The 874-nt window shown below is 72.8% G+C and carries 1 protein-coding gene; it reads right to left on the reverse strand.

What is annotated here, in order from left to right; translation table 11 throughout:
• Window positions 1-874, reverse strand: an 874-nt coding sequence (locus DPA01S_RS16915; RefSeq protein ID WP_061917942.1) for an HNH endonuclease signature motif containing protein, incomplete at both ends; no start/stop codon positions are given.

The raw sequence follows: 874 nt of genomic DNA on the forward strand, positions 1-874 counted from the left end.
CGGTCCTGGTCGGTAGGCGCAGTGGCCGAAGGTTTTCTCCCGGTGGTGTTTTCGGCACAGGCACACCAGGTTCCATTCGGCGGTGGGCCCGCCCAGCTCGGGGCGTTGGTGGTCGAAGGCGATGACATGGTCGATCTCACAGTCGTGGGCATCGACCGTGCACCCCGGGTGGCGGCAGGTGCCGTCGCGCAGGCGGATGCGTTCGGCCAGGGCCGGGCTGATGCGGTACTTCAGCGCCGCCTCGGGGGTGTCCTCGGTGCCCGGTTGCGGGTCCAGCAGTTCGAACCGGACCTTGGCGTCGCCGCCGGAGAGCAGTTCCTCGCAGAGCCAGTCGAAGCTGGCGTAGGCGCCGGTGACGAACTCCACGCGGTTGGGCAGGCCCTGGGCGATGCTGTTGATCACCGAGATCCGGATCGGCTGATCGGTGCCCCACGAGGCCCCCAACGGCGCACGACCGGCGGCACTGTCGTCGGCGTCGGAGCCGGTGCCGGTGGCGGCGTCGGTCCCGGTGCCGGTGGCGGTGCCGGTGGTGGCGGTGCTGCCTGCGGTGGCCGGGCCTGCCGCACTGTCGTCGCCCGGGTTGTCGCCCGAGTGATCGCCCGGGTGCTCGGGCAGGGGGTCGGCGATGTCGGTGGTGTTGGGATCGCCGAGGGCGACCAGGGCGTCGGCGCGCAGTTGGTTACGGGTGCGCGGGTGGCCGGTGTCGGCGGCGGCGCGGGCGGCGGCGTCGATGCGGCGGCGTAGTTTCTCGGCATCGCCGGAGGGCAGGTGGGCCCACATGCTGGTCATGCCGTCGCGTTCGGGGCGGAACCGCACGGTGCGCTGGTCGGCGGCCGCGTCGACGGCATCACCGGCGCCTTGGGGGTCGTGGCGC

It is taken from the genome of Dietzia papillomatosis NBRC 105045 (genome assembly GCF_001570845.1).
Classification (GTDB): Bacteria; Actinomycetota; Actinomycetes; order Mycobacteriales; family Mycobacteriaceae; genus Dietzia; species Dietzia cinnamea.